The sequence below is a fragment of the Phenylobacterium sp. genome (genome assembly GCF_024508875.1).
GTDB lineage: Bacteria > Pseudomonadota > Alphaproteobacteria > Caulobacterales > Caulobacteraceae > Phenylobacterium.
In genome coordinates this window covers 1-4,747 of the sequence record NZ_JANINU010000181.1, presented here as the reverse complement: position 1 = coordinate 4,747, position 4,747 = coordinate 1, and the positions used below count along the sequence as shown (strand labels likewise).

Below are 4,747 nucleotides of genomic sequence, written 5' to 3'. Positions count from 1 at the left end.
TTCCTCTGGCCGGGGCGCGACTGGGTGCGCAAGGGCCTGGAGGCCTGGTTCACCGTCCTGATCGAGGTGGGCTGGGGCAAGGAGCGGATCATGGAGGTCTATCTGAACTCCATCGAATGGGGGCCGGGCGTGTACGGCGCCGAGGCCGCCGCCCAGAAGAACTTCCACGTCTCGGCCGCGAAGCTGACGCCGATCCAGGCCGCGCGCCTGGCGGCCATCGTTCCCAAGCCGCTGTCGTGGAAGGCGGCGACGCCGGGCCCGTACATGAAGCGCCGGGCCGGCAAGATCGACCGCAACGCCCGCGTCGTGCGCAACGAGGGCCTGACCTCCTGCGTGCTGTAGCGGGCGGCCGTCAGGACGGGTTCGTGGCCGCCACCTCGCATTTCGCATAGGCGCCCGCCGCGGCCACATAGGCGTTCAGCCGGTCGACATAGGCCTGCAGCGCGGCGGCGTAGACGTGCGCCCGGTCGTTGAACGCCTTGACCTCGGCGTTGTAGCGGTCGGCCTCGCCGGGTTCGCAGGTGTTGGTCGTGGCGCAGGGCGGCGTGCGGGGCGGGGCCGGCCGGACCGGCCGCTCCGATGTCGGCGGCGGCGTGGGCGGCGCGCAGTCCGCCGCGGCCGACGAGGCGAGCAGTAGGGCGAGGGCGCATCCCGTCGCGATTTGCTTCAACATTAAATCAATCCTGAACGATCTGCTGCGCGGGAGGGTTTGGCCCTCAGTAGGCGCGGCCGTCGAGGCTCCGGCAAGCGGACCTCGCCGATCCGTGTGGCCGGGCCGGGGAACGGCGCCGCTGCGAAGGGGTTTCTGTCTGCCGACGCAGCAGAAGGATTCCTGCCCATGAACATCAGCGAGATCATGACCGCCCAGGTGGCCACGGCCACGCCGCGCTCCACGATCGCCGAGGTCGCCCAGATGATGGCGAACGTCGAAAGCGGCGCCGTGCCCGTGGTGGACGACGGGAAGGTCGTCGGCCTCATCACCGACCGCGACATCGTCCTGCGCGTGGTCGCCGAAGGCCTGGGCCTGGACACGCCGGTGTCGCAGGTGATGACCGAGGGCGTCGAGACCTGCCGCGAGGACGACAACGTGGCCGACGCCACCGCGAAGATGGGCTCCAAGCAGATCCGCCGGCTGGTGGTGTTGAACGAGCAGGGCCGCCTCGCCGGCATCGTCTCCCTGGGCGACATCGCCATCGACTACGGCGCCAAGAAGGTCGGCCAGACGCTGGAAGAAATCTCCGAGAGCACGCCGGCGGCGCACTAGGGGCGGTCGCAGCCCGGCGGAGTGACGGTGTGCCGCTCGCCCGCCACGGTCTTCTGCCGGGCAAGCGCGATCCGATCGCCGACACGGCACACCATGTCTCCCGGTAGGGCGACGTGGATGCTTCGGCCCTCAACCGACACATCCGCATAGGGCCTTGATCCCTCTTGCGTCTCGTCGAAGCCCAGGCCCGTCACCATCCCGTACGCGGCCCGCGCGGGGCCCTTCGGCAGGCTAAGCATGGCAAGGCCGCCGCAGAACGCCAGAATGGTCGCGATGGCGGCGGCGAGACCCGTCCGTTCGCGGACCTGACTGGCGATGATCTGGAGACTGGCGCGGCGCTGCCGTGCAGCGTCAACCTTCGTCAATGTCCCCCTCCGCCTGCCGCCGGATTTGCTCCGCGAGCGATGGCGGCGGGCGCAGGATCGGGCTGTTCATGCCCACGATGAGCAGTAGGCCGGTGACCAGCGCCGCGCCGCCGCGTCGGCGCTTGGCGGTCTGCACCGCCCACACCGCCACCGGCGTCAGCGCCGCGACGACGATCAGGCCCAGGACGAGCGATCTCAACTCCGCCAGCATGCCCACAGGATCGACCAAGGGCGGGTTGGCGACAACCAAAGATGCGGCTGTCGCAGCCAAGCTTGCGCCGTTGGCGCTTGACCCGGAAACGGCATTCCCCCAAATCCGCGCGCAACTGCAATAAACGACCCTGGGAGGTCACCTCATGCGCGTTGGCGTGCCCCGCGAGATCAAGCCGGACGAATACCGCGTGGGGCTGCCGCCCACGGCGGTGCGCGAGTACGTCTCGCACGGCCACGAGGTGCTGGTGGAGGCCGGAGCCGGCGAGGGCGCGGGCTATGCCGACGCCGACTATGTAAAGGCCGGCGCCAAGATCGTTCCCGACGCGGCGGCCGTGTTCGCCGGCGCCCAGATGATCGTGAAGGTGAAGGAGCCGCAGCCGGTCGAGTGGGCGCGGCTGACCAAGGACCACATCCTCTTCACCTACCTGCACCTGGCGCCCGACCCGGCCCAGGCCGACGGCCTGCTGCAATCCGGCTGCGCGGCCATCGCCTACGAGACGGTGACCGACCCCAACGGCGGGCTGCCCCTGCTGGCGCCAATGTCGGAAGTGGCCGGCCGGATCGCCATCTTCTCGGCGGGCGAGACGCTGCTGAAGCACAACGGCGGCATGGGTCTCTTGATCTCGGGCGTGCCTGGGGTGCCCCCGGCGCGCGTCTGCATCCTGGGCGGCGGCGTCGTGGGGGCCAACGCGGCCCAGATGGCGGCGGGCCTGGGCGCCGAGGTGGTGATCCTGGAGCGGTCGATCCCGCGCATGCGCTACATCGACGACATCTTCGCCGGCCGGGTGATCACCCGCTACTCGACCTATGACGCCGTCGAGCAGGAGATCCTGAAGGCCGACGTGGTGATCGGCGCGGTGCTGACCGCCGGCGCGGCGGCGCCCAAGCTGGTGCGCAAGGAGCACCTGTCGAAGATGAAGCCGGGCTCGGTGCTGGTGGACGTCTCCATCGACCAGGGCGGCTGCTTCGAAACCAGCAAGCCGACCACACACAAGGCGCCGACCTACACCGTCGACGGCGTGGTCCACTATTGCGTGGCCAACATGCCGGGCGCCGCGCCGCGCACCTCGTCGGAAGCGCTGGTCCACGCCACCCTGCCGTTCGGCCTGCAGCTTGCCGACCAGGGCCTGGATGCGCTGAAGAAGAACGTCCACCTGGCCAAGGGCCTGAACGTGCTGGCGGGGCAGATCACCCACCCGGCAGTCGCGCAGGCGCTGGGCAAGCCGTTCAGCGATCCCTACCGAGCGTGGAATTAGGTCGCGTGGAAAGCTCCTCCCCCATTGGGGGAGGTCCCGAAGGGGGAGGGGGTTGCAGGCAAGGCTTGTGAACCAAGCCCCCTCTCGCTTCGCGAGCTCCCCCAGCGGGGGAGCATCTGTTCGGCGGATCGTGCTTCAGCCGATCTCCGCCACGCCGGCGTTTCCGTCCTCGTCGCCCCAGGCGACGCGGGTTGCGTCCGGGCTGAGGGCCAGGGCGCTGATGGCGGCGCCCTTTTCCGCCTTGAGGGGTACGAGCCGTTCGCCCGTGACGTCGGCGGCCCAGACGCGGCCGTCGTCGAGGCCCGCGGCCAGCCAGGTCTTGTCGAGGCGGGTGGCGACGCGCGTCGTCAGGGCCGAGTCGTCGTAGCCGATCTCGGCGGCCTGCTTGCCCATCGGCCCGGTGGGCCCGGCGAAGGGCCAGCATACCGCGCCGTTCGCGCCCGAGGTGGCCAGCAGGGCGCCCTTGGACATGAAGCTGAGGCTGCGCACCTTCGACGGGTAGCCGCCCATCCGCATGTTCTTCTCGTCGGCGACGCGCCAGCCGTGGAGCTGGTTCTCCTGCATCGCGCTGACCAGGAACTTGCCGTCGGGACTCCAGCGGGCGCCGATGTGGCTTCCGGCCCACTTCAGGACCACCGGCTTCTGGTCGGCGATCTTTGCGTACCAGAGCCAGACGCCGCCGTAGGTGGCCGCGGCGAGCCGACGGCCTTTCGGATCGAAGGCGAGGTCCGCGATGGACTTCTCGTGGACGAAGGTGCGCGCGAAGGCGGCGTCGGCCGCGTCGCGCACGTGCAGGTCGCGGCCGGCGGCGAAGGCGATCAGGCCCGACTCGGGGCTGGCGTCGAGCGACTCGATCCACTTGCCGGGCAGGCTGGCGATTTCCTGGGCGCCGGCCGGCGTCGAAAGCACCACCCGACCGTCGTCGCCACCGGTCAGGATCCCGTCGCCTGAAGGGGGCAGGCAGGCGGAGAGCGCCGCGCCGTCGTGGGCCTCGATGGTCTCGCCGCTCTCGAACCGGACGGTCCCGTCACCGAGGGCGAAGGCGGCCCGGCCAGCCCGGTCGAACAGGGCGGCCGTCACATAGGCGTCGTAGCTGAAGGTCATGGCGCTCTCTAGTGCGCCGGAGCGGCGGCGGGCAAGCGCGCGGCGTTTTCAACAGGCGAACAGCGTTCCTGCGCTTTCGACTTTACAAGCCCTTACCGGCTTGCCAATGGTCGCCACGAAAGCGCGGACTGAGCGCGCCAAAAGGGTAAGGGACCAGGACGTATGGGCGCCAAAATGGGCGGCGGCGGCGGCGGTAAGTTCGCCCTCGGCCAAAACGCGGACATGAACGTGACGCCTTTCGTGGACGTCATGCTCGTGCTCCTCATCATCTTCATGGTGTCGATCCCGGCCGCGACGGTGTCGATCAAGCTCGACCTGCCGCCGGCCATCCCGCCGCCCCCCGGCACGAAGGTGAAGGAGCCCACGCTGATCAACATCCAGCGTGGCCAACGCATCTTCATCGGTGAAACGCCGACGAGCCTGGAACGTCTCGCGCCCGACCTGACGGCGCAGTTCCAGCGCGACGATCCGGCCACCCCGCCGACCGAGCAGCGCGTGTACATCCGCGCCGACCGGGACGTGCTGTACGGCGAGTTCATGGGCGT

At 69.8% G+C, this 4,747-nt stretch carries 8 protein-coding genes; 4 read left to right on the top strand and 4 right to left on the bottom strand.

The annotated features are described in order from the left end of the window. On the top strand, positions 1-342 hold a 342-nt coding region (locus tag Q0L11_RS14130), incomplete at its 5' end, for a transglycosylase domain-containing protein (protein ID WP_296598066.1). Positions 343-352: 10 nt separating this feature from the next. Here Q0L11_RS14130 and Q0L11_RS14125 read toward each other — a convergent pair. Beyond that, complete coding sequence (locus tag Q0L11_RS14125) at positions 353-673, bottom strand: hypothetical protein (RefSeq protein WP_296598065.1); 321 nt, start codon at positions 671-673, stop codon at positions 353-355. A 165-nt stretch (positions 674-838) separates the two neighbouring features. Here Q0L11_RS14125 and Q0L11_RS14120 point away from each other — a divergent pair, with 165 nt between their 5' ends. Next, entirely contained in the window at positions 839-1,264 is a 426-nt protein-coding gene (locus Q0L11_RS14120) for a CBS domain-containing protein (protein WP_296598062.1), read from the top strand. Here the strand turns inward: Q0L11_RS14120 and Q0L11_RS14115 are convergent. After that, positions 1,261-1,629 carry a hypothetical protein gene (locus Q0L11_RS14115; RefSeq protein ID WP_296598061.1) on the bottom strand — a complete coding sequence of 123 codons (369 nt, stop codon included), beginning with the start codon at positions 1,627-1,629 and terminating at the stop codon, positions 1,261-1,263. The genes Q0L11_RS14120 and Q0L11_RS14115 overlap by 4 nt on opposite strands. After that, positions 1,616-1,840 (bottom strand): hypothetical protein, encoded by a 225-nt coding sequence (locus Q0L11_RS14110; protein ID WP_296598059.1) that lies wholly within the window; start codon positions 1,838-1,840, stop codon positions 1,616-1,618. The genes Q0L11_RS14115 and Q0L11_RS14110 overlap by 14 nt, the downstream gene beginning before the upstream one ends. 145 nt (positions 1,841-1,985) lie before the next feature. Between Q0L11_RS14110 and ald the strand changes: the two genes are divergently transcribed. Continuing rightward, positions 1,986-3,098 (top strand): alanine dehydrogenase, encoded by a 1,113-nt coding sequence (ald, locus tag Q0L11_RS14105; RefSeq protein WP_296598058.1) that lies wholly within the window; start codon positions 1,986-1,988, stop codon positions 3,096-3,098. 135 nt (positions 3,099-3,233) lie between these two features. Here the strand turns inward: ald and Q0L11_RS14100 are convergent, their stop codons facing one another. Next, a complete protein-coding gene (locus Q0L11_RS14100) occupies positions 3,234-4,202 on the bottom strand; it encodes a WD40 repeat domain-containing protein (protein ID WP_296598057.1) in 969 nt (322 codons plus the stop codon). Positions 4,203-4,364: 162 nt separating this feature from the next. On the opposite strand from Q0L11_RS14100, the gene Q0L11_RS14095 reads away from it, so the two are divergent. Next, positions 4,365-4,747: biopolymer transporter ExbD (locus Q0L11_RS14095; protein WP_296598056.1), on the top strand; the 383-nt coding region annotated here is incomplete at its 3' end.

Excerpts from the sequence above, each read along its gene's own strand:
- Q0L11_RS14125 (WP_296598065.1), bottom strand. The coding sequence starts at position 673 with ATGTTGAAGCAAATCGCGACGGGATGCGCCCTCGCCCTACTGCTCGCC.
- Q0L11_RS14120 (WP_296598062.1), top strand. The coding sequence starts at position 839 with ATGAACATCAGCGAGATCATGACCGCCCAGGTGGCCACGGCCACGCCG.
- Q0L11_RS14110 (WP_296598059.1), bottom strand. The coding sequence starts at position 1,840 with ATGCTGGCGGAGTTGAGATCGCTCGTCCTGGGCCTGATCGTCGTCGCG.
- ald (WP_296598058.1), top strand. The coding sequence starts at position 1,986 with ATGCGCGTTGGCGTGCCCCGCGAGATCAAGCCGGACGAATACCGCGTG.
- Q0L11_RS14100 (WP_296598057.1), bottom strand. The coding sequence starts at position 4,202 with ATGACCTTCAGCTACGACGCCTATGTGACGGCCGCCCTGTTCGACCGG.